22 protein-coding genes are annotated in these 21582 nt (G+C 68.7%); 4 read left to right on the top strand and 18 right to left on the bottom strand.

Going from position 1 to position 21582, the window contains the following annotated elements; translation table 11 throughout:
• Positions 1-259: 259 nt before the first annotated feature.
• Entirely contained in the window at positions 260-778 is a 519-nt protein-coding gene (locus tag AOZ06_RS51800; RefSeq protein ID WP_054296111.1) for a SigE family RNA polymerase sigma factor, read from the bottom strand.
• Positions 779-916: 138 nt separating this feature from the next.
• Here AOZ06_RS51800 and AOZ06_RS57515 point away from each other — a divergent pair, with 138 nt between their 5' ends.
• Both AOZ06_RS57515 and AOZ06_RS57520 read left to right on the top strand, forming a co-directional pair.
• Complete coding sequence (locus tag AOZ06_RS57515) at positions 917-1930, top strand: threonine aldolase family protein (RefSeq protein ID WP_335338341.1); 1014 nt, start codon at positions 917-919, stop codon at positions 1928-1930.
• Positions 1931-1932: 2 nt separating this feature from the next.
• Entirely contained in the window at positions 1933-2517 is a 585-nt protein-coding gene (locus AOZ06_RS57520) for an HAD-IA family hydrolase (protein ID WP_054296112.1), read from the top strand.
• On the opposite strand, the gene AOZ06_RS58280 is transcribed toward AOZ06_RS57520, so the two are convergent.
• The 12 genes from AOZ06_RS58280 to AOZ06_RS51865 form a co-directional block, all read right to left on the bottom strand.
• Positions 2518-2673 carry a hypothetical protein gene (locus AOZ06_RS58280; protein ID WP_169798829.1) on the bottom strand — a complete coding sequence of 52 codons (156 nt, stop codon included), beginning with the start codon at positions 2671-2673 and terminating at the stop codon, positions 2518-2520. It lies immediately after the preceding gene.
• Between the two features lie 116 nt (positions 2674-2789).
• On the bottom strand, positions 2790-3938 hold the full coding sequence (locus AOZ06_RS51815) for an aminotransferase class I/II-fold pyridoxal phosphate-dependent enzyme (RefSeq protein WP_054296113.1): 1149 nt from the start codon (positions 3936-3938) through the stop codon (positions 2790-2792).
• Positions 3939-3976: 38 nt separating this feature from the next.
• Positions 3977-5620, bottom strand: coding sequence for an alpha/beta fold hydrolase (locus AOZ06_RS51820; RefSeq protein WP_225954405.1), 1644 nt, complete (start codon positions 5618-5620; stop codon positions 3977-3979).
• A 208-nt stretch (positions 5621-5828) separates the two neighbouring features.
• Complete coding sequence (locus AOZ06_RS53280; protein ID WP_063810269.1) at positions 5829-6995, bottom strand: transglycosylase SLT domain-containing protein; 1167 nt, start codon at positions 6993-6995, stop codon at positions 5829-5831.
• A 20-nt stretch (positions 6996-7015) separates the two neighbouring features.
• Complete coding sequence (locus AOZ06_RS51830; protein ID WP_157233711.1) at positions 7016-7312, bottom strand: hypothetical protein; 297 nt, start codon at positions 7310-7312, stop codon at positions 7016-7018.
• Between the two features lie 70 nt (positions 7313-7382).
• On the bottom strand, positions 7383-8141 hold the full coding sequence (locus tag AOZ06_RS51835; RefSeq protein WP_054296116.1) for an ESX secretion-associated protein EspG: 759 nt from the start codon (positions 8139-8141) through the stop codon (positions 7383-7385).
• Positions 8138-9406 (bottom strand): hypothetical protein, encoded by a 1269-nt coding sequence (locus AOZ06_RS51840; protein ID WP_054296117.1) that lies wholly within the window; start codon positions 9404-9406, stop codon positions 8138-8140. Before AOZ06_RS51840 ends, AOZ06_RS51835 begins: the two co-directional genes overlap by 4 nt.
• A 9-nt stretch (positions 9407-9415) precedes the next feature.
• Entirely contained in the window at positions 9416-10018 is a 603-nt protein-coding gene (locus tag AOZ06_RS51845) for a DUF3558 domain-containing protein (protein WP_169799097.1), read from the bottom strand.
• Positions 10011-10403, bottom strand: coding sequence for a PE domain-containing protein (locus tag AOZ06_RS51850; RefSeq protein ID WP_054296119.1), 393 nt, complete (start codon positions 10401-10403; stop codon positions 10011-10013). The genes AOZ06_RS51845 and AOZ06_RS51850 overlap by 8 nt, the downstream gene beginning before the upstream one ends.
• A gap of 112 nt (positions 10404-10515) precedes the next feature.
• On the bottom strand, positions 10516-11778 hold the full coding sequence (purD, locus tag AOZ06_RS51855) for a phosphoribosylamine--glycine ligase (protein WP_054296120.1): 1263 nt from the start codon (positions 11776-11778) through the stop codon (positions 10516-10518).
• 29 nt (positions 11779-11807) lie between these two features.
• Positions 11808-12794, bottom strand: a complete 987-nt coding sequence (locus tag AOZ06_RS51860) for a TAXI family TRAP transporter solute-binding subunit (protein ID WP_054296121.1) — start codon at positions 12792-12794, stop codon at positions 11808-11810.
• Positions 12787-14796 (bottom strand): TRAP transporter permease, encoded by a 2010-nt coding sequence (locus tag AOZ06_RS51865; protein ID WP_054296122.1) that lies wholly within the window; start codon positions 14794-14796, stop codon positions 12787-12789. Before AOZ06_RS51865 ends, AOZ06_RS51860 begins: the two co-directional genes overlap by 8 nt.
• A 148-nt stretch (positions 14797-14944) precedes the next feature.
• Here AOZ06_RS51865 and AOZ06_RS51870 point away from each other — a divergent pair, with 148 nt between their 5' ends.
• The gene (locus AOZ06_RS51870; protein ID WP_054296123.1) at positions 14945-16045 is read left to right on the top strand and encodes a glycerophosphodiester phosphodiesterase; all 1101 of its coding nucleotides are present in this window, start codon (positions 14945-14947) and stop codon (positions 16043-16045) included.
• Between the two features lie 87 nt (positions 16046-16132).
• Here AOZ06_RS51870 and AOZ06_RS51875 read toward each other — a convergent pair whose 3' ends face one another.
• Positions 16133-16393, bottom strand: coding sequence for a UBP-type zinc finger domain-containing protein (locus AOZ06_RS51875; RefSeq protein WP_054296124.1), 261 nt, complete (start codon positions 16391-16393; stop codon positions 16133-16135).
• A 49-nt stretch (positions 16394-16442) separates the two neighbouring features.
• On the opposite strand from AOZ06_RS51875, the gene AOZ06_RS51880 reads away from it, so the two are divergent.
• A complete protein-coding gene (locus AOZ06_RS51880) occupies positions 16443-17996 on the top strand; it encodes a Na+/H+ antiporter (protein ID WP_054297541.1) in 1554 nt (517 codons plus the stop codon).
• On the opposite strand, the gene AOZ06_RS51885 is transcribed toward AOZ06_RS51880, so the two are convergent.
• Genes AOZ06_RS51885 through AOZ06_RS51900 form a run of 4 tightly spaced genes read right to left on the bottom strand, consistent with a single transcriptional unit; the run spans position 17958 to position 21529 of the window.
• Positions 17958-19079, bottom strand: coding sequence for an LLM class flavin-dependent oxidoreductase (locus AOZ06_RS51885; protein WP_054296125.1), 1122 nt, complete (start codon positions 19077-19079; stop codon positions 17958-17960). The two genes, AOZ06_RS51880 and AOZ06_RS51885, sit on opposite strands and share 39 nt — an antisense overlap.
• On the bottom strand, positions 19076-20071 hold the full coding sequence (locus AOZ06_RS51890; protein WP_083472496.1) for an ABC transporter substrate-binding protein: 996 nt from the start codon (positions 20069-20071) through the stop codon (positions 19076-19078). The genes AOZ06_RS51885 and AOZ06_RS51890 overlap by 4 nt, the downstream gene beginning before the upstream one ends.
• Positions 20058-20729, bottom strand: coding sequence for an ABC transporter ATP-binding protein (locus AOZ06_RS51895; protein ID WP_054296126.1), 672 nt, complete (start codon positions 20727-20729; stop codon positions 20058-20060). The genes AOZ06_RS51890 and AOZ06_RS51895 overlap by 14 nt, the downstream gene beginning before the upstream one ends.
• A complete protein-coding gene (locus AOZ06_RS51900; RefSeq protein ID WP_054296127.1) occupies positions 20717-21529 on the bottom strand; it encodes an ABC transporter permease in 813 nt (270 codons plus the stop codon). The genes AOZ06_RS51895 and AOZ06_RS51900 overlap by 13 nt, the downstream gene beginning before the upstream one ends.
• Positions 21530-21582 lie beyond the last annotated feature (53 nt).

Consider the following 21582-nt stretch of genomic DNA (forward strand, 5'->3'; position numbering starts at 1 on the left):
CCTCCGCCCGAGAGAGCGGGGGCATTCGCCGCTGTTGTGTCCGCAATTCCACCCGAAAGGGCGACAGCCGTCACCGTTCCGCCCGCGACCAGGACGAACGCGAGGGCCGAAGCACCCACGACAGTGTTACGGCGTTTCGCCGCCGCGCGTCGGGACGCCTGCCTGACCTCACCCGTGCCGAAGGTGGCCGGTGGCGTGTCACCCACCGCATCCTTGAACAGCTCAGCCAGCTTCTTCTCGTCCACCTACATCCACCTCCTCACGACGCCGGTCGCAGGTCGTCCAGCGAGTCGCCCAGCGCTTCCCGCAGAGCGGTCAGTCCACGCGCGGTCTGGCTCTTGACCGTGCCCTCGGAGCACTTGAGCGCCTCGGCGGTGGCCGCCACGTCCAAGCCCTCCAGAAACCTCAGCACAAGCACCGCACGTTGCCGTGGTGGCACCTGCTTCAAGCCGTCGAGCAGCGCGGACCTCGTCGCGACCGTGTCACCGACCTCGGCGTCCGCCGGCGCGGGCTCAGGCAGTTGCTCGACGAACCGCTCCCGGCGCCACGGCCGGCGCGACTCGTCGATCATCGCGCGCACCACCGTCCGGCGGACGTAGGCGTCCAGCGCCCCACGGTCACGCACCTTGCGCCACCGCCGGTGCAACGCGACGAACGCGGTCTGAGCCAGGTCGTCCGCACGGTGCCAGTCGCCGCACAGCAGATACGCGGTTCGACGCACGGCGTCTCGCCGAGCCTCGAAGTACTCCGCGAACTCCTGCTCGTCGCGCTGATCCACGCGGACTCTCTCCGCTCGTCGTCTTCGGATAGGGGACGGACCGGGCCCCCTCCACGGTTGCACGGTTCGTGGATGAGTTCTACGCCACACCCCGATCCGGGTTGCCCCCGGGGCCACCACATTGGTGGGATCGATTCCGTGACCGCATCGATCATCGACCTGCGCTCGGACACTGTCACCAAACCGGACGACCGGATGCGGGCCGCGATGGCCGCCGCCGAGGTCGGTGACGACGTGCTCGACCACGACCCGACCATGGCCAGGCTGGAGGAGACCGTCGCCGGGCTGCTCGGCCTCGAGGCCGCGCTGTGGGTGCCGAGCGGTTCGATGGGCAACCTGATCGCGTTGATGCTGCACCTCAAACGCGGCGACCGGTTCCTGGCCACGAAGGGCTCGCACGTCCTCGCGCACGAACAGGGCGGCGCGGCGTGGCTGGCGGGCGGCATGCCCGAGCCGCTGCCATGGGACGGCGGTCCGGGACGGCCGACGCCCGAAACCGTCCGCCACGCGATCGGCGCGCCGGAGCCGTACTTCGGGCTGTACACCACGCTGTTGTGCCTGGAGAACACGCACAACGCCGGAGGCGGGGCCGTGACCCCGCCGGACGAGCACGCGGAGCTGGTCGCTGCGGCCAAACAGGGCGGCTTGGCCGTGCACCTGGACGGCGCCCGGATCTGGAACGCGTCGGTCGCGCTCGGCCTGGCGCCGTCCGCGCTGACCGCCGGTGTGGACACGGTGCAGGTCTGTCTCAGCAAGGGCCTGGGTGCGCCGGTCGGTTCGATGGTCGCCGGGTCGGCCGCGTTCGCCGCCGAGGCCCGCCGGGCCCGCAAGATGCTCGGCGGTGGCGTGCGGCAGGGCGGTGTGCTGGCGGCGGCCGGGCTCATCGCGCTGGAGAACATCGACTCACTGGCCGAGGACCACGTCAAGGCCACGACGCTCGCCGACGGACTGCGGGAGCGCGGCTGGGACGTGACGCAGCCGGACACCAACATCGTGCTGGCCACCGTGCCGGATCTCGACCAGGCGCTGGCCCAGTTGCGCGGGGTCGGCGTGCTCGCGGTCCCGATGGACGGCCGCGTCCGCTTCATCACCCACCGCGACGTTTCCACCGACGACATCACCGAAGTGCTGCGCCGGCTGGGCAAGGAGTGACTGTGCGCTGGATCGTGTTCGACTACGGCGAGGTCATCAGCGAACGGACCGCCGCGCTGCCCGAGCTCGCCGAGGCGCTCGGGGCGGACCAGGTCGAGTTCGAAACCGCCTACTGGGCGCACCGGGAGGCCTACGACCGGGGCATGCCCGATCTGGACTACTGGTCGACGGTTGCCGGAAAGCCTTTGGACGAAACGACTTCCGCCCAGCTGGCCAAGATCGACGGGACCGGCTGGATGACCACCCGCGAGTCGACTTTGGAACTCATCGCGGAGATCAAGGCGGCCGGGCACGGCCTCGCACTGCTGTCCAACGCCCCGTCGGCGTTCGGGCGGATGGTGGAGCTCGAGGCGTGGATCGAGCCGTTCACCCACCTGATCTTCTCCGGCGACCTGAAGATCGCCAAGCCGGACCAGGAGATGTGGGCGCACCTGCTGCGCCGCCTCGGCGCCCAGCCCCAGGACTGCGTGTTCTTCGACGACCGCCAGGTCAACATCGACGGCGCCGTCGCGGCCGGGATCGACGGACGGCTGTGGGTCTCAGCGGCCGAGGCGCGTGCGCACCTGGCCGCCATCGGCGTGCTGTAGCTACGACTTGATCTGGGAACGCTTGATGGCACCGTAGGCGAGCGTTCCCACCGTGGCGACCGCCGCGATGATCAGCAGCCACTTGAAGGCTGAGAAGATCCAGCCAATCACCATGAACGCCAGCCAGATGACGACGATCGCGCCGAGGATCTTCACCAACATGTCCTGCCTCCCCATCGGGTCATGAAGTGAACGATCCGCGCTCACCCGTGGTTCCCAGTCAACCAGCGCGCCGGGGCGCCGACCATCGGGAATGACCCCGATTTACCGGCTCAGGGCGTCACCCATCCGCCGAGCCTGCGCAACGCCTCCTCGATCTCGTGGTGCGCGCCGGCGAAGCTGAGCCGGATGAACCTGGAGCCGTGCTCGGGGTCGAAGTCGATGCCGGGCACGATCGCCAGGCCGGTGCCGGCCAGCAGCCGCTGGCACCAGCTCATCGCGTCGTGCGTGAGGTGCCCGATGTCGGCGTAGACGTAGAACGCGCCGTCGGCGGGCGCGAGACGGTCGATCTTGAGCTGTTTCAGGCCTGCCAGCAGGGTGTCCCGGTTCGCCCGGTACGACTCGACGTGCCCGTCCAGCTCCGCGTAGGACTCGTCGGTGAACGCGGCGACGGCGGCGTGCTGCGCGATCGCCGGTGCGCAGATGTTGAAGTTGCCGATCAGGCACTCCACCGCCCGGTGCAGCCGGTGCGGCACGAGCAGCCAGCCCAGTCGCCAGCCGGTCATCGCGAAGTACTTGGAGAACGAGTTCACCACCAGGGCCTCCCGGCTGTACTGCCAGGCCGACGCGGGCTCGATGCCGTAGTCGATGCCGTGGTAGATCTCGTCGCTGATCAGCTGGACGCCGCGCTCGGCGCACCAGCCCGCGATCGCCGCCAGCTCCGGACCCGCGACGACCGTGCCCGTCGGGTTGGCCGGGCTGGCGATCACCACGCCCTTGATCGGGCCGAGGGTGTCGAGCAGCTCGACAGTGGGCTGGAAGGTGTCCATCTCGACGACCTCGCAGCCCAGCGCGGTCAGGATGTTGCGGTACGCCGGGTATCCCGGCCGGGCCAGCGCGACCCGGTCACCCGGGTCGAACGCGGACAGGAACGACAGCAGGAAGCCGCCGGACGACCCGGTCGTGACGACCACGTCCTGCGGCGAGACCCGCACGGAGTACTTCCGGTCGTAGTGACCGGCGATGGCTTCCCGCAACTCCGGGATGCCCAGCTGCTCGGTGTAGCCGAGCTTGTTGCCCCGCAAGGCTTTCTCAGCGGCTTCGAGCACGGGCGCCGCCGCGGGCGCCGACGGTTGCCCTGCCGCCAACGACACCACGTCGCCTTTGGCGCGTTGCCGTGCGTTGGCGGCTTCGACGACATCCATGACGTAGAACGGCGGAACGGAGGCACGTGCGGCGACTGTCAGCGGGCTGTGAGCCATGCGATCACCCTAACTCCGCACATGCCTCCGGTGATCACCTAGAAGACGCCTTTGCCCAGCCGCTTCTCGGAGATGAAGCGCTGCACCGACTCCGTCACATCCGCCGGCTGCGGCGCGCGAGCGGAACGACCGGCTGCCGCCTCGTCGGCGGGGATGTCCGGACGCGGGTCGCCGGGGCAGGTGACGCGCGAGCCGGGCAGCACGCCGTTGACGAGGTAGTTGTCGATGATGTCCGACGCGCAGGCGTTGCGGCTGTACAGACCGTGCGTGCCCTCGTCGGCCACGGACACCAGCTGGTCCTTGAGCCTGGTGGCCATCGCGGGACCGCCGTCGTACTGCGTCTGCGAGTCACCTTCGGCCTGGATCACCAGTCCGGTCTGGTAACCGGCGCGCTTGAGGTTGGTGACCTTGTCGGCCGGCTTGAAGCTGCGGAAGGTGCACTCGGTCGGCGCGGCGCGGTACACGCCGTAGCCGTACGGGTTCTTCTCGCGGAACAGCCGCATGTCGCTGTAGTAGATCTGAAGGTCCTGCGGCCAGTCGGCCTCGCACGTGACCGTCTGGAACACACCGTTGACCGTCTTGGCGATCCCCAGCTCCTGCATCAGCTTCGCGGCCTTGGCCGCGTCCCTGACCTCCGCGGACCCGGCGGCGAGGGTGCCGTCCGACGCGGCCTTGAACGCCTTGACGATCCGGCCGATCTCGTCCCACAGCGGGCGGAAGCGCGAGTAGATGCCCACGATCACGTCGTAGGTGGTCCGGTCGACGGTGCCGAACATCGGGTCCTCGATCGGCTTGGTCGCCAGCTTCGCGGCCAGTGCCTCGGTGGTCGCGAACACCTCGGCCTGGGACTTGCCCAGCCCGTACACGGAGTCGCGCTCGCCGATCCAGCCGAACATCGCTTCGGTGTTCTGCTTCATGGCGACGGCCTGCTGCTTGAACTGCTCGCGCCAGATCCAGTCCGGGCTGACCGAGGAGTCCAGCACGTTGCGGTCGAGGCTGGCCGGGAACAGGCTGCCGAAGACCGCGCCGAGGTAGGTGCCGTACGAGAAGCCCAAGTAGTTGATCTTCTTCTCGCCGAGCACGCCACGGATCACGTCCATGTCGCGAGCGGTGTTCGGGGTGTTGATGTACGGCCGCAGCCCGCCCGCGGCCCGCTCGCACGCGGCCTCGTCGTTGCGCGCCTGCGCGGTGAACGCCGCGAACTGGTCGTCGGTCGGCCGCGACGGGAAGCTCCCGATCGACGGGCTGAGCTCGCACTCCAGCGGCGTCGACCGGCCGACTCCACGCGGGTCGAACCCGATCAGGTCGTAGACCTGGGTGATCGGGCGGTCGGCGAACGCCAGCGGCAGGTCGACACCCTCACCGCCGGGACCACCCGGGTTGAGCAGCAGGACACCGCGGCGCTTGGCCGGGTCCTTCGCGGGCAGCTTGCTGATCGTCACCGCGATGCGCTCGTCGCCGGGTTTGCGGTAGTTCATCGGCACCGTCAAGGTCGCGCACTGCAGCGTGGCGAGCTCACCCTCGTCCGCGCACGGCTTCCACGTCGGTTTCTGGCCGTAGAACTCCTGCAACCCAGGAGCAACAGCCGCGCTGGCGACCGGTGCCACCCCCGTCATGACACCGATCGCGGCCAGCACGCCCACCCCGGCGCAGGCCATCCGGCTCCTTCTGGTCTTGCCCATTCCTGTCACGCAGACCCACTCCTGTCACGCACCACGGACACTGCGAACCTAGGAGCCGGGAAATGACTGCACATCAGACTTTCGGCGGGAATTGTCCGACCGAATAGGACCACTTCTCGCCACTGATCCCGTCACTGCGGACTACTGCCTCATGCGCACACCGATATCCCGCCGGCGAACGCGTCGGCGGGACCTCGGAAATCGCGTGTCAGTACCCGCGGTAGGCGCCGCCGCCCGCCATCGCCTTGATGCCAGGAACGTTGTCGAGCGACCCGTAGCGGGAGATCGCGTAGTTCACACCCGCGCAGATGTTGTCGACCGGGTTCCAGATGTCGTCGTGGCCGGGCAGTTTGTAGCTGTTGAACGTCGGGTCGATGCACTGCATCAGGCCCTTGGACGGTGTGCCCTTCGCCGCATTGGAATCCCAGTTGTTGATGGCGTTGGGGTTGCCGTTCGACTCGTGCTGGATGATCGCCCAGATCTTCGGCACGTCCTCGTCGCTGACGTTGATCCCGTTGGCGCGCAGGATCTCCTGCGCCTGCTTGATCCACTCCTGGACGTTGCCGGGCGGGGGACCCGCGGGCGGGCCACCGCTGGAGCCCATGCCCCCACCGCCTCCGCCGCCACCGCCACCGTGGCCGCCACCACTGCTGTCGCTGCCGCTGTGACCGGAACCGCTGCTGCCACCGGTGTTGTTGCCCGTGCCGCTCTGCCCGGACTGGCTGCCGTCGGTGCCGGACGGCGTGGTCTTGTCGTCCCTCGGCGCCTCGGGCTTCCACTCGATCGTCTTGCCCGGGCCCGGCACGTACGGCTGGCTGCCGGGCTCGGGGATGTCGGAGAACCGGGCGCTCGGGTTCGCGGCCGCCTTGATCTCGGTCGCCGCGGCCTTGACCTGCTCCTCGGTCTCCTTGAGCTTGTTCTCGATGTCCGTCGCGGCCGCCGCGGTGACCGGACGGAACTCGGCGTCCAGCGTGGCCGCGTCGGCGCCGACGTTGGCCTGCTTGATCCGGTTGATCTCGCCGAGGGCCTGCTCGCACCGGGTGGACACGAAGTGCTTGGCGTCGTCGATCGCCGACGCCACCCTGGTCAGCGCCGCACCGGCCTTGGCCAGTGCCTCGCCGCCGGCCGTGCCCGCCTTGGCGAACCGGTCCATGTAGGCGACGAACTGGTCGGCGGACGCCCCCTGCCACGCCGCGTCGAGCGACTTGACCGAACTGGCCACGCCCGTGCCGTGTTCGCCGACGTTCGTGCCCGCCTGCGTGAGGCGTTGCGCGGCGGCGTTGATCGAGCCGCTGTTGGCGTTCTCGACCTTCCGCGCGGCCGCCACCACCGCCTCGCCGCCCGGGTAGCTCCCCAACTCAGCCGCAGCGCTCACCGCTCAGCTCCTCCCCAGCATCAAACCGAATACGTCCTGGCGGTGTGCTGTTCGACGTTCTGCACGCTCTGGATCACCGCGTCCAGCGCGCGGGCGATCCCGTCGAGCAGCTGCTCGGCCTTGTCGAACTCGCCCAGCATCAGCCGGTTCACCTCGTCGACGGCCGCCGACACGGCAGCGGAACTCGGCAACTCGCCGTAGGCTCCCGCGTCGCTCGACACGTTGTGGAACGAATCAGCGATCTGCCCGAACTTCGGTTTGAAGTTCTGCACGGTCGTCATGCAGTTGTTGATCGCCTCGATGTCGTAGCCGGCCACGTCCCCACCCTTCGCCACATGTGTGACGCCCGAGAACCCCTCACTGGTTCCCGACAACCATAGAGCGAATTCAGATCTCTTCGAACAGTTCCCACACAAACGTGGCAAGCCGCTGGTTGTCGCTCGGCGAGACGGTCAACCAGGTGCGACCGTCCTGGCTGGGCTTCACCAGGTCGAGGTACCGGCCGTCGGCGTTGTCGTGAAAAGCGACAACTCGTTCAGCCCGGACAATTCGCTTGTCCCGGTGGTGGCGTTCGGCGCCGAATTGCCCGCGAGTGGTCGTTCCGGACAGCATCGAGGTCAATGCCTGCGCGTCCCGCAACACGATGCCTTTGGCCTCGAGATTGGTGATGAACTTCTTCGTGTCGCCGTGCGATTCGTCGTCCGCGGCGGCCACCAGGTCGTTGGGGAGGCTGACCGAGCGGCCCCGGCCCGCGGGCATCTCACCCGCGACCGACACGGCCGACTCCGCCAGCGAGCTGTCCCGTGCCGGGATGAGCCACACCTGGCCCTCGTCGACCACGGCCAGCTGGGCCTGCCTGCCGGCCACGGCCGCAAACGCTTTCACCTCGCGACCGGCCCAGATCCACGCGTCGATGCTGACGTGCGGGTGGGCGAGGACCTCCAGGGTGTCCACGAGCTCCGGATTCGCCCGGCCGGACTGCGCCAGCCCACGCGACTCCAGCGCACGCCACGTCTTGCGGACCAGCTCGGCCCGTTCGGCGTGGGTCTTGCCGGGACTGGGCACGTCGAGCGCGACGTGCCGGTCAGGCAGCCGCTCGCTCTCCCAGATGACGTCGAACTCGGTCGCGGAGAGAACCAGGCTCACTCGTCGTCGTCTTCCCCAAGCACCGACGGCATGACCATCCTGCCGTCAGCGAACACGTCCTCAGCCTCGATGCCGTACTTGCGCACGTGCTCCTCATCCTCTTCGCCCTGCGCGGTCCCCGCGGCAGGCTGCATCATCGACGCGCCGGGCTTGCTCTTGGCCCCGACACGCTCAGCCGTCCGCGCGGCGGCGGCCTCCTCGGGAGGCAAACCACCCAGCGCGGCCGCACCCCGTGAAGCACCCGGCGGAAGCGCACCCGAACGACCACCAGCGGCACCGGCGGCAGCGCCACCACCACCGCGAGGCGCGAGACGCTCCTTGTCCGCGACAGACCCGACGGCAGCCCCACCCTGCGCGCCACCGACCATCCCGGCCACAGCGTTGGTCATGCCCTCGTAGTACGGGCGAACCGGCGGCGCACCCGGCGCCATACCGGGCTGGAACGGACCGCCGCCAGGCCCGGGCATCGGACCGATGCCCGTCATCTTGCCGGGAACACCAGGCTGCCCCGGCTGACCCGGCAACCCGGAATTTGGCCCAGGCTGACCGCTGCCACCGCCGACAGGCTGGCCCGTCGCGTCGAACGAGCCGACCGGAACACCAGGACCGCCACCCGGCACACCGGCGATCGACGCACCACCCGGCGCGAAAGCAGCCGAGCCACCACCGACGCTGGAAATGCTGGTGCCGGTGGATGCCTTGGCCGGCGGAGCGGCGACGAGGCTGAGCCCAGGAGGAACAGGAAGAGCCTGATAACCGCCCAGATTCGACTTGCTGGCATTGGCGTAGCTGTTCATGGCGTCGACAGCCTGCGCCCGCGCGGCCTGAGTGCGCTGGACCTCCTTGGAGTGGTCCGTGGTGTGCAGCAGGAGCTTGTCGGCGAGGTTGTAGTCCTTCGCGCCACGCAACGCGCTCGACTCCGGCGCGCAGTTGCGGGTGCGGGAGTAGTCGTCACCCTGGTTGCAGACGGCACCGGCCGAACTGGTGATGGTCCCGGTCGCCTCACCGCCGTACTGCGAGGAATCGGACATCACGACCTGGGCGTCGTCACTGGACGCACCGGTCCACTCGACACCGATCTTGGCCAGCTCGGCGCGCAGCACCTCGTCGGTCTGCTTGAGGCTGTTGGCGATCGCCGTGAGCGCGTCGACCGCGCGGTTCATGCTCTCCGACCCGCGACCCTGCCGGATCTGGTCGACCATGACGGCGAGTTCCTCGTTGCTGTAGCCGGCGAATCGGTAATCACCGATCTCGGTTCCGGACATGGCGGTTCCTCACTTCAGGGTCTTGAGGGTCTGCATGGCGAAGTGCGCGGCCTGCTCACTCTTGGCACACATCTGATCCTGCGTGAACGCATTGCGGCTCGGCCGGAAAACCACCATCAATTGCTGACCGTCGGCCACGCCCACCGCGGTCGCACAGTCGAATGCGCCGCCACTGCCGCGGATGTGGTAATCCGCCGCCGGGAAATCGTCGATCGTCACGAGCTTCGCTTCGACATTCCGCTTGCCCGACAGCCAGGGCTCGAATCCCTCGCTGGTGATGGCCCAGATCTCGTAGTCGAAAGCGGTCTTGCCCTCCGTGCCGTCCATCAGGCACTGGGGGGAGCCTTTGAAGGCGTCGCCGTCCTGAGTCTTGGTGCGCTGCCGTTTGACCTTGAGCTGCGCGATCTGCTCCTGGGTGAACAGCTTGCAGGGATCGACCCCGTCGAGCTTGAGGTCTTTCGGCCTCGGCGGGATGGTCACGCTCGGCTTCGAACCGCCGGAGCTCTGCCCACCGCCGCCTGTGCCCGCCGCAACCGCCTGGCCGGGTTCACTGTCCGTGCACCCGGTCAGCGCCACCGCACAGAGCAGCGCGACCATGATCGGCTTACGCAACCGTCGTCGTCCCGAAAACCGCTGCGATGTCCTGGTCGTTGAATCCATAGGTTTTCGCGCTGTTCTGGAGTTGGGTCATGACATTGCGGAGGCTGGTCACATAATCGGTGATCCGTGCCGCGTAGGAATCGTCCGCGAGAACCAACCGGAAGTTCCAGGCGTTCGCCGCGTCGACGCTCACCGGGTCCTCAGCGGTCGGCTCGATCATCAAGGACCGGCTGTGCGTTGCGAACGCGTCGTTCAAGGCGTCGATCTGGGTTTGGATGATCTTGGCCGCGGCGAGCACGTTGTCGTGGTTGACCTTCAATGTCGCCGAGCCCGCCGGGGCTTGGGGAATCGAGGCCAGCGCTTGCGCCCAGGACAGTGAGCCGGTCGTCTCTTCCATTCACGCACCCCCGTACGTTCTGTAGTCGTCCGGTCTCTTTTCGTAGGCTACCAACGCTGGTAGACCCCTACCTGAAGTTTGACGGAGAAACCGGCCACGCGGTTCCACCGAATCAGCTAGCCGGAACCGCGACCTCTCCGCGTGCCGCGCGCAGGGCGATGTCCGTCCGGTGGTGGGACCCGGCGAGGTGCAGGTTCTCGATCCGACGGTACGCATCCTGGCGCGCCGCATCCAGGTCGTCGCCGATTCCGACGACCGACAGCACCCGGCCGCCCGACGACACCACTGCTCCGTCGTCGCGCCTGCGGGTTCCCGCGTGCAGGACTCCTTCGGCTTCGCTGCCCGCGATCACGTCGCCGGTCCGCGGCCTGCCCGGGTAGCCCTCGGCGGCGACCACCACGGTCACCGCCGATCCCTCCGCCCAGTCCAGCGGGGGCTGGCCGGCGAGGGTTCCGGTGGCCGCGGCGTTGAGCAGTTCGCCGAGCGGGCTGCGCAGCAGCGCCAGCACCGCCTGGGTCTCCGGGTCGCCGAAGCGGCAGTTGAACTCGATCACCTGCGGGCCGGTCGGGGTGATCGCCAGGCCCGCGTAGAGCAGGCCGGAGAAGGGCACGCCGCGTTTGGCCAGCTCGTCGACGACCGGCTGGACGGCCTTGTCCACAATGGTCGCCACCAGGTCGTCCCCGGCCCACGGCAGCGGTGTGTACGCGCCCATGCCGCCGGTGTTGGGGCCGCTGTCGCCGTCGCCGACGCGCTTGAAGTCCTGCGCGGGCAGCAGCGGCACCACGGTCTGGCCGTCGACCAGGCAGAACAGGGACACCTCCGGTCCTGACAGGAACGACTCCAGCAGGACCGGGTGCCCGCCGTCCAGCAATGTCATCGCGTGCGAGCGGGCCGCCGCCAGGTCCTGGGTCACCACGACGCCCTTGCCCGCGGCCAGGCCGTCGTCCTTGACCACGTAGGTCGGGCCGAAGCGCTGCAACGCGGCGTCCAGCCGTGCCGGGTTGTCCACGATCTCGCTGTGCGCGGTCGGGACCCCGGCGGCGGCCATGACGTCCTTGGCGAACGCCTTCGAGCCCTCGATCCGGGCGGCCTCGGCGGACGGGCCGAAACAGGCGATGCCCGCCGCCCTGACCGCGTCGGCGACGCCCGCGACCAACGGGACCTCGGGGCCGATCACGACCAGGTCGGCCTGCCACTTGCCGGCCAGTGCCGTGACCTCGGCCGGGTCGGACACCTCGACGCCGTACTGCTCGGCGACCGCGGCTATCCCGGCGTTGCCGGGCGCACAGGCCAGCGCGGTGACCTTCGGGTCCCGCGACAAGCCGAGGACCAGGGCATGCTCTCGGGCCCCAGACCCGATGACGAGAACTCGCACGACTGAAAAGGATAGGTGCCGCGCTCCGTTCAGCTCACCCCGAGGGCCTGCTTGGCACCCGGGTGGACTGGTACTGGATCGGTCTTGACGGCCGTTTCCTTCGTGATTTCCTTCGCCGACGGGTGCGTCTTCTCCAGATCGGCCTTCTTGTCGAAGATCAGCTTGGTGATCGCGCACGCGTTGCCCGCCGGGAAGTCCTCGCGGACCAGCAGGAAGTTCGGCACCACGATGGTCGGTACGTCCGACGGCTGCTTGTAGGTCGCGGCCGGGATCCTGCCCTGGTCGTAGACCGGGTTGAGCTGCTTGAGCGCGCCGAGCTGCGGGGTGATGTCGATGAACTTCACCTTGTCGCCCATGGACGTGGTCAGGTCGGTGATCTCCGGGGTGGGCAGGCCGCCCGACCACACCAGCCCGTCGATCTTGCCTTCCTTCATCCCGTCGACGGTCTGGCGCAACGCCAGCCGCTGCGGGGAGAGGTCGCTGTCCTTGAGCCCGGCCGCCTGCAGCAGGCGGTTGGCGATCACCTCGGTGCCCGACTTCGGCGACCCGGTGGAGATCCGCTTGCCGCGGAAGTCCGCGACGCTGTTGATCCCGCTGTCCGCGCGCACCACGACCTGCGTGTAGTTCGAGTGGATCCGGGTGAGGGCCTGGATCTTCTGCGGCTTGCCCTCGAAGGCGGACTTGCCCTGCACGGCGTCGGCCGCCGTGTCGGCGAGGGAGAACGCGATGTCGTAGGTCTTGTCCGTGAGCTGCTGGATGTTCTGCACGGACGCGCCCGTGTCCGCCGCGGTCGCCTTCAGCTTCGAGCTGTTGCTGATCACCTGGGCGAGACCGCCGCCGAGCACGTAGTAGACGCCGCCGACGTTGCCGGTCGCGATGGTCACGCGGCCCTCGGCCGCCTCGCACGAGGTCTGCCCGCCGGGCTGTTGCGCGGACTGGTTGTTGTCCTCGCGTTTGCCGCCGCACCCGGTGGCCACCAGCGCGACCCCCACCACACCAATGAGTGCCCTACGCACTGTCGACACTGTTGATCTCCTTGTCCTTTTGCCGCAACAGCAAGTGCACGACTACGGCGGCAACGGCGAAGCCCGCCCCGATCGCGATGGAAAGTGGCTGCAGGTAGAGCAGCAGGAGCGCCGCCGGGACGCACAGGATCCGGACGGGCATCTTCGCCGGACCGATCAGCCAGCCGGTCGTGACGACAGCGAGCACGGCGACACCGAGTGCGGACACGGCCGTCACCCACACGACATCCAGGAACGGCCGCTGCAACAGCAACGCGGATCCGTTGTCGGTGAGCACGAACGCCAGCGGCACCAGGAATGCGGGCAGCGTGTACTTCCACGTCTGCCACATGGTTTTCAGCACCGCGCCGCCTGTGATGGCCGACGCCGCGACGGCCGCGAGCGCGGTCGGCGGCGTGACCTCGGACAGCACCGCGTAGTAGAAGATGAACATGGCGGTCTCGGCGGGCTGCACACCCAGCGCGATCAGTGCGGGCCCGATCACCACCCACGAGATGATGAACGACGCGGTGACCGGAACGGCAAGCCCGAGCACGCACACTGCCAAGGCACAGAACACAACCGTGAACGCGAGCACGACAGTCGGGTTGTCGGACAACGACCTCGCGGCCTTCACCAACGCGTCCGCCAGGACCTGTCCGAGACCGGTCTTGGTGATCGTCGACGTGATCACGCCCGCCGCGGCGCAGACCGCGATCACCGGCAGCGCACCGCGGATGCCCTCCGACAGCGAGTCGACGAGCTCCTTGGTCCACGCGATCAGCGCGGCTCGCTTGTCCGCACCGAAAAGCTTGCCAGCCAACGAGAACAGCGCCGCGACACCGGACGCGTAGACCACTGCGGAGAACGGCGGGATGTCCAGCGCCAGGAACACCACGATGATCGCGAGCGACGCGAAGTGGTAGCCGCCCTTGGCGAGCACGGCCCAGGCCTTCGGCGTGTCCACGTCCACCGAGTGCGCGCCGAACCGGCGGGCGTCGGCCTCGACCGCGAACACGATCCCGAGGTAGTAGAGGAGAGTCGGGACGATCGCCCACAGCAGGACCGTGAGGTACGACGTCTCCAGGTATTCGGCGATGATGAACGCGGCTGCGCCGAGCGTCGGCGGCGAGAGGATCGCGCCGATGCCGGACGCGGCCAGCAACCCACCCGCGTTCTCCTTGGGGTACCCGGCTTTCTTGAGAATCGGCCACGTGATCGCGCCGAGCGTGACCGTGGTCGCCGTGCCCGAACCGGACACGGTCCCCAGCAGGAACCCGGACAGCGCGGTCGTGCGACCGGGAGCCGTGCGGGACTTGCGGAACAACGCGAAGCTGAAGTCGACGAAGAACTTGCCCGCGCCCGAGTTGGCCAGCACCGCGCCGTAGATCGTGAACAGCACGATGTAGGTGGCGGCGACGTCGAGCGGTGTGCCGAAGAACCCGTTGCTGGGGTCGTACAGGGCACTGATGATCTCGTCGAAGTTCATCCCCGCGTGGGAGATCGCCCAGCTCTGCGGCAGGAATCCGCCGTAGTAGGCGTACCCGACGAAGACCAGGCAGATGATCGGCAGGATCAGCCCGGTCGTCCGCCTGGTCGCTTCCAGGATGAGCAGCAGCAGGACGGCACCGGCGACGACATCCACAGTGGACAGCTGGCCCTGCCGGTCGAGGAACGCGTCGAATCCCGTGAGCAACGGGTAGAGCGCGACCACGAGCGTGAGCGCGGAGAGCACCCAGTCGATCACGCCGGGGTCGTCGTTCTCCTTCGTGCCACGTCCCGCAGGCCGGTACGCGAGGAACACCAGCGGCAGTGTGACCGCGAGGAAGATCACCAGGTAGTACTGGTTGCCCTGGTCGAAGGGCAGGAAGACCTGCTTGAGCACCAGCAGCGCGACCCCCGCGCCGACGATCCACAACGCCCGTTCCCAGCGCGGGGACAACTTCCGCGCGGGGCGTTCCTCGTCGTGCGCGCCGACGATGTCGTCGAGACTGCGCTGCTCTGCGGTGGTCACCCGGCGAACGTACCTGCTGAGGTGGTCGGCATCACACTGTTCTTTGCATTGCCTTAGGACAGACGCGCACAACGTTCATCCGGGCGTGGCCGACCGTGCAGGAATGCCCGGTAGCGTCCACGCACTCGAAGGTCGAAGGAGGCACGTGATGGGGAAACGACTCGCCGCGTTGGCGCTGTCCGGGATCGCGCTGGTCGCGATGGTCGGCCCGGCGACAGCGGACCCGCAGGCACAAGGCGGCGGTGAGCAGGCCAAGCCGTTGATCTTCGGGCACCGCGGGGCCTCCGGCTACCGCCCGGAGCACACGCTGGCCTCCTACGAGCTGGCGGCCCGGATGGGCGCCGACTACATCGAGCCCGACCTGGTGTCGACCAAGGACGGCGTGCTGGTGGCCCGGCACGAGAACGAGATCGGCGGCACGACCGACGTGGCCGCCCGGCCGGAGTTCGCGGGCAGGAAGACCACGAAGAACATCGACGGTGCCCCGCTGACCGGCTGGTTCACCGAGGACTTCACCCTGGCCGAGCTCAAGACCCTGCGCGCGACCGAGCGCATCCCGGACATCCGGCAGCGCAACACGATCTACAACAAGCGCTTCGAGGTGCCCACCTTCCAGGAAGTGATCGAGCTGAGCAGGCGCCTGTCATGGGAGCTGCACAGGGAGATCGGGATCGCGCCGGAGACCAAGCACCCGACGTACTTCCAGTCGATCGGCAAGGCACTCGAGCCCGGCGTGGTCCGCACGCTCGACCGCAACGGCCTCAACCACCCGCGTGCGAAGGTCGTCGTGCAGTCCTTCGAGGTCGGCAACCTGGTGTCGCTCAACCGCCAGCTCAGGGTCCAACTCGTGCAGCTGACCAGCGCGACGGGCGCGCCGTACGACTTCGTCGTCAAGGGCGATCCGCGCACGTACGCCGACATCGTCAGCCCGGCCGGCCTGCGTGACGTGGCGAAGTACGCCGACTGGCTCGGCCCGGAGAAGGCCCAGATCATCCCGCGGGACGCGGCCGGGTTCCTGAAGGCACCCACCTCGCTGGTCGCTGACGCGCACAAGGCCGGGTTGAAGGTCGTGCCGTACACCTTCCGCAACGAGAACAGCTTCCTGCCTGCGGATTTCCGTTCCTCGGCGGTCGCCGCGGAATACGGGAACGCCTTCGGCGAGTTCGAGAAGTTCTTCGCCACCGGTGTCGACGGCGTTTTCACCGACAACACGGACACGGCTGTGGAAGCCCGCAAGAACAGGCGCTGACGCCGAAACCCACCAGGGAGCCTTCCGGCGGGACCGGGTTCGCGAGGACTCGCCCCCGGAAGGCTCCCCTGTGATCACCGTGGCCGGTCAGACCAGCTGGTTGTCCACGTAGCACCAGCGCCAGGACTCTCCCGGCTCGCGTGAACGCATCACCGGGTGGGCTTCCGCGTGGAAGTGGGCGGTGGCGTGGCGGTTCGGGCTCGAGTCACAGCAGGCGATGTGGCCGCAGGTCAGGCACTTGCGCAGGTGGACCCAGCCCGTTTCGCCGACAGCCAGGCATTCCGGGCATCCTTCGACGCTGTCCGCCCGCGGTTCGGGTGGTAGTTCGGCGACGTGCGTACAACTCATGGTGTGATTCAACGCCGGACTGACCGGAATGACTTCCCGGGGTGAGGACTTGCACGGAACTGACCTGCTCATGCTGCTGGTGGGCTCGCTCGCGATCACTGCTCTCGCGCGCAGGCTCAACTGGTCCGCGCCGCTGCTGCTCGTCGCGGTCGGGCTGGCGGTGTCGTACATCCCCGGCATGCCCACGTTCGAGATCGAGCCCGACCTCATCCTGCTGCTGGTGCTGCCGCCTTTGCTGTACTCGGCCGCGCTGGACAGCTCGTACCTGAACATCCGGGCCAACCTGCGGCCCATCGGGCTGCTGTCGGTCGGCCTCGTGCTCGCGACGATGACTGCGGTCGGGTTCGTCGCTCACATGCTCATTCCCGGGTTGTCGTTGGCGGCGGCGTTCGTTCTCGGCGCTGTTGTCGCACCGCCGGACGCTGTCGCCGCTGTCTCCATCGGACGGAAACTGGGCCTGCCGAGACGGACGATGACCATCCTCGCCGGGGAGAGCCTCGCCAACGACGCGAGCGCGCTGACGGCGTTCCGGGTGGCGCTCGCGGCGGCGACCGGCGAGGCCGCTGTCTCGTTCGGCAGCAGTGTGACGATGTTCCTGATCAGCGCGGTCGGCGGGATCGTCATCGGGTACGTGCTCGGTGTTGTCGTGCACGCGGTCCGGATGCGGATCGGTGACGGGGTGCTGGAGAGCGCGCTCGGCATGCTCGTGCCGTTCGGCACCTATCTGCTGGCTGAGTCCGTGCACACGTCCGGGGTGCTGGCTGTGGTGGTCGCGGGGCTGTACCTCGGCCACAACGCACCGCGTGCCGGGTACGCGACCCGGCTGCAGGAGACCGCCGTGTGGCGGTCGGCGGACGTGCTGCTGGAGTCGCTGGTGTTCGCCCTGATCGGGCTCCAGCTGCGGTCGGTGATCACGGCGGACATCTCCACCCCGGTCGTCGTCGGCGCGGTCACCGTCCTCGTGGTCACGATCGTCATCCGGTTCGTGTGGATGTTCCCCGGCGCCTACGTGCCGGTGTACCTGTCCAAACGGATCAAGTCTAAGGAGGACCAGCCCGGCTGGCGGGACATCGTCGTGCTGTCGTGGGCCGGGATGCGGGGTGTGGTGTCGCTGGCCGCCGCCGCGGCGATCCCGCCGACCATGCCCGGCCGCAACGTGATCCTGTTCTGCACGTTCGTCGTCACCGTCGGCACGCTGCTCATCCAGGGCCTGTCGTTGCCGTGGGTGATCAGGAAGCTCGGGGTGCGCGGTCACGAGCAGCAGGCCGACAACTTGGCTGAGGCGCAGGTGCAGCACCGCGCCGCTGAGGTTTCGGTGACCCGCCTCGACGAGGCGATCGAGGAGCGGGCGGCGCCTGAGTACATTGTGGAACGCCTGCGCAGCGTGGCCGAGATGCGCGGCAACGCCGCGTGGGAACGGCTGGGGCGTCAGGAGACCGAGAGTCCCGCCGCGGCGCACCGCAGGCTGCGAAGGGTGATGCTGGAGGCCGAGCGGGAGGTCTTCGTCGCCGCACGCGACGCGCGCGAGATCGACGACGAAGTCCTCCGCCGGGTGCTGCGGGAGCTAGACCTCGAGGAGGCCAAGCTCACCAGGGACGAGTAGGCCGCGGCGGGCCAGCTCGGGCCGGACGCCCTCGCCGAACCAGTACGCCTCCTCCAGGTGCGGGTAGCCGGACAGCACGAACTCCGTGATGCCGAGCGAGTGGTACTCGGCGATCAGGTCGGCGACCTCCGTGTGGCTGCCGACCAGCGCGGTTCCCGCGCCGCCGCGCACCAGACCGATGCCCGCCCACAGTCCCGGGTGGATCTCCAGGCCTCGCACGCCCTTGTCCAGTGCGCCGTTGTGCAGCTGCACCATCCGCCGCTGGCCGACGGATTCGCTCGCCGCCAGCTGGGACTGCGCCTTGGCGACCTGCGCCGGGTCGAGCGCGTCGAACAGCTTCGCCGCCTCGGCCCAGGCCTCCTCGGAGGTGTCGCGGGAGATCGTGTGCAGCCGGATGCCGAACCGCAGCGGCCGGTCGGTCAACGCGCGCACGGCCTCGATCTTCGCGGCGACCTGCGCGGGCGGCTCGCCCCAGGTCAGGTACACGTCGGCGGACTTCGCGGCAACCGGCAGCGCGGCCGCCGACGACCCGCCGAAGTAGATCTCCGGCACCGGGTCGGGCGGCGCGAGCAGCGTCGCACCGGCGACGCGGTAGTGCGCGCCGTCGAAGTCGAACGGCTTGCCCGACCACACGCCGCGCACGACGTCCAGGAACTCGCCGGTCCTGGCGTAGCGCTGGTCGTGGTCGTGCCAGTCGCCGAAGCGTTGCTGCTCGATGGAGTCGCCGCCGGTCACGACGTTGAGCAGCAATCGGCCACGGGAGATCCGCTGGTAGGTCGCGGCCATCTGGGCGGCGAGCGTCGGTGAGATCACGCCGGGCCGGAACGCCACGAGGAACTTCAGCGTGGACGTGTGCGCGATCAGGGCCGCCGTGGTCAGCCACGCGTCCTCGCACCAGGTCCCGGTCGGGGTGAGCACGCCGGTGAAGCCGAGCTGCTCGGCTGCCCGCGCGACCTGGGCGAGGTAGTCGATGTCCGGCTGGCGTTGCGCCGGGGCGCCGAGCGAACGGTTGGCGTGGAAGCGTTCCACGATCGTCCGGCCGTCGCCGGAAGTGGGCAGGAACCAGTGCAACGTGATGCTCATCCAACGCTCCCCAGATCGGCCGCGTACCGCTTGTCCACGAAACTGGCGAAATCCACTCTGCCGGGCAGGACCTTGTCGGCGGTGAACGCGTCCGCCAGTTCCTGCTCCGAGGCGACCACCGTGTCGTCCAGCGCGACCGGCAGGTCGGGACCGCGGTCGGTGGCCTTGGTGGTCACCTCGATCTTCAGGCCGGTCTCCGCCGCCCACGCCTTCGCCCATTCCGGCCGGTGCGCGTCGGACCACCGCTGTGCCTTCGCGATCCGCGTGACGTAGTCCTTGATGGCCGCGTTCTTGCCCGCGTCGGCCAGCGCCGGCTGACCCGCGACCTGGAACGTGTACCCGTTGGCGGTGCCCTTGCCGTCGACGAGGACGCGGGCGCCGGCCTCCAGCAACGCCTGCGACGTGTACGGGTCCCAGATCGCCCACGCGTCGACCTGCCTCTGCGTGAAGGCGGCGTAGGCGTCCGACGGCTGCAGGAAGTTCAGCTTGACGTCCTTGGTGGACAGGCCGGCCTTCTTCAGGTTGAGCAGGATCTGGCCGTGCGCGGAGCTGCCCTTGGCCACCGCGATGTTCTTGCCGCGCAGGTCGGCGACGGTCCGCGCGGGCGAGCCGGACGGCACGAGCAGCACATCGCTCTCGACGTTCCCCTTGCCGGAGCTGACGATCGCGATCTTGGCCTTGGCGGCGGCCGCGAAGATCGGTGGCGTGTTGCCGACCCCGCCGATGTCGATCGCGCCCGCCGACGCGGCTTCCAGCAGCGGCGGGCCGGAGGTGAACGTGGACCATTCGATCCTGTACGGCGTGTCGGCGAGCCCCGCCGTGGTCAGCAGGGTCTTCGAGCCGCCCTTCTGGTCGCCGACCTTGAGCACGACCTTCGCCAGGTCCTCGGCGCCGACCGGCGGCGGTGGGCCGCTCGCGGTGAGCGCGCCCTGCCCGCACGCGGCGAGACCCGACAACACGGCGATCGCCAGTAGTCCGTTACGCAGTCGCATTCTCACTCACTCCGAGGTCGGCGAGAACCTGTGCCCGGACACCTTGGCCGGGTCCGTATTCGCTGACGATCCGGCCGTCGGACAACACGAGGATCCGTTGCGCCAGCCGCAATGCCTCGTCGACGTCGTGCGTGACCAGCAGCACCGACAGGTTGTGCGCCTGCCACAGGTCACGCACCAGCTTGTGCATCGCCAGCCGCGTCAACGCGTCCAGCGCGGCGAACGGCTCGTCCAGCAGGAGCAGGTTCGGCTTGCGGACAAGCGCCCTGGCAAGGGAAACGCGTTGCGCCTCACCGCCGGACAACGTCCGCGGCCACTTGTCGGCGTGGTCGGCGAGCCGCACTTCCTCCAGCGCCCGCAACGCCAGGTCCCGTCCCACGTCGGGCCGGTGCAGGCCGAGGACGATGTTGCGCCAGACCTTGCGCCACGGCAACAGCCGAGGCTGCTGGAACGCCACGGACACCGTGCCGTCGACACGCGCCTCGCCTTCGACGTCGCGGTCGAGCCCGGCGAGCACGCGCAACAAGGTCGACTTGCCGGAACCGCTGTGCCCCAACAAGGCCACGAACTCGCCTGGGGCGATGTCCAGGTCGAGTCCGTCCAGCACGACCCGTGCGCCGAACCGCTTGGTCAGCCCGCGAACCGTCACGCCCGCCATCGCAGTGCCTTCCTTTCCAGCAGCCGCACCAGCGCGTCGGTGACCAGGCCGAGGATCGCGTAGACCACCAGGCCGACCACGATCACGTCGGTGCGCAGGAAATCCCTGGCGTTGTTGATCAGGTAGCCGAGTCCGGCGTCCGCGTTGACCTGCTCGCCGACGATCAGCGACAGCCACGCGATGCCCAGCGACTGCCGCACACCGACGAGCGTCTGGGGGACCGCGGACGGCAGGATGACGTGCCACAGCCGCTCGGCCCTGGTGAAGCCGAGCGCGGTGGTGGCCTCGATCAGCTGCGGCTCGGTGTTCCGTATCCCGGAATGCACGTTGAGGTACAGGGGAAACGCGACGCCCAGCGTCACCAGTGCGATCTTGGGTTCCTCGCCGATGCCGAACCACAGGATGAACAACGGGATCAGCCCGAGGAACGGCAACGTGCGCAGCATCTGCACGGGCGGGTCGACCAGCGCCTGGCCCCACTTGGAGAGGCCGGAGATCACGCCGAGGACGAGCCCGGCCACGGCGCCGAGCACGAAACCGATGGCCACGCGGCGCAAGGAGACGACGAACGCCTCACCGAGTTCGCCCGTTCGGGCCAGTTCGACGGCCGACTGGAGGACCGTCCACGGGGAGCTGAGCTTGTCCGGCGGCAGGACACCGGTCGAACTCGCCAGCTGCCAGAGCAGGAGTATCGCAAGTGGACTGATCCACCTGCGTAGGTCGGGTGTTCTGCGGCGCCGCTTCTTCGGCGGCGCCGCAACGGGTTGGGCGGTCACCGGCTCGACCACGACGGAGCTCATGCCTTCTCCCCGCTGTGGGGCGTTCCCGTCGCATGAGCGGGCCCTGTGTGTGG

Origin of the sequence: Kibdelosporangium phytohabitans (assembly GCF_001302585.1) — a bacterium.
GTDB classification, from domain to species: domain Bacteria; phylum Actinomycetota; class Actinomycetes; order Mycobacteriales; family Pseudonocardiaceae; genus Kibdelosporangium; species Kibdelosporangium phytohabitans.